Genomic DNA, 927 nt, shown 5'->3' on the forward strand with positions numbered 1-927 from the left:
CTGGAGACCCAGAACGGATCGACTTCCCGGTCGCGCCGCGGCTCGGCTTCGGCAAGCGCAAGCGGCGGCATGATCGTCGGCGAGACATAGAAGCCGGAGCCGCGACGGGCGCGGATCAGGCCTTCGGCCGCCAGGCGCTCATAGGCTTCCACCACCGTGGAGGGCGAGACGCTCATGGCTGTGGCGAGGCTGCGGATCGACGGCAGGCGGTCCTCGGCGCTGAGCGCGCGGCCGGCGACCTTGGCGCGGATCGCGCTCATCACGTCGATGGTCCGCGTGCCGCCGCGACCTCCGGTTTGCGTCTCGCTGCCCAAAGTGTATGACCTTCCATACCCATACAGTTCTGCCGGATTGTACTGGATTGTCACTGTTCTCGCCACCGCCGATGGCGGAGTGTCGCGACTCCGGAGAATGGGACGGACATGCAATCTGCGGGCAGCGGCTGGGGCAACGGGCTTCTCGGCGTCATCATCTTCAGCGGCTCGTTGCCGGCGACGCGGGTGGCGGTCGGCGGCTTCTCGGCGCTGTTCCTGACGTCGGCGCGCGCGGTCATCGCGGCGCTGATCGGTGTCGCCGTACTCGGCCTGCTCCGTCAGGCGCGGCCGCGGCGAAAAGATCTCGCCTCGCTCGTCATCGTCGCGATCGGCGTCGTGGTCGGCTTCCCCCTGCTGACGGCGCTCGCGCTCCAGCACATCACCTCCGCGCATTCGATCGTCTTCATCGGCCTCTTGCCATTGTCGACAGCGATCTTCGCCGTGCTGCGCGGCGGCGAGCGGCCGCAGCCGCTGTTCTGGCTGTTTGCGATCCTCGGCAGTGCCACGGTGGCCGGCTTTGCCTTGTCCGGCGACGGATCGGCCTCGCTTGCCGGCGATCTCCTGATGGTCGCCGCCATCGTGCTGTGCGGGCTCGGCTATGCCGAAGGCGCCG

At 68.6% G+C, this 927-nt stretch carries 2 protein-coding genes; one reads left to right on the forward strand and one right to left on the reverse strand.

The window, feature by feature from the left end:
* A partial coding sequence (locus tag MOV74_RS39135; RefSeq protein ID WP_246932959.1) for a GntR family transcriptional regulator occupies positions 1-260 on the reverse strand: 260 nt, incomplete at its 3' end.
* A gap of 162 nt (positions 261-422) precedes the next feature.
* Between MOV74_RS39135 and MOV74_RS39140 the strand changes: the two genes are divergently transcribed.
* Positions 423-927, forward strand: a 505-nt coding sequence (locus MOV74_RS39140) for a DMT family transporter (protein WP_246932957.1), incomplete at its 3' end; no start/stop codon positions are given.

Origin of the sequence: Bradyrhizobium sp. SHOUNA76, assembly GCF_023006445.1 — a bacterium.
In the GTDB taxonomy this organism is placed as follows: domain Bacteria; phylum Pseudomonadota; class Alphaproteobacteria; order Rhizobiales; family Xanthobacteraceae; genus Bradyrhizobium.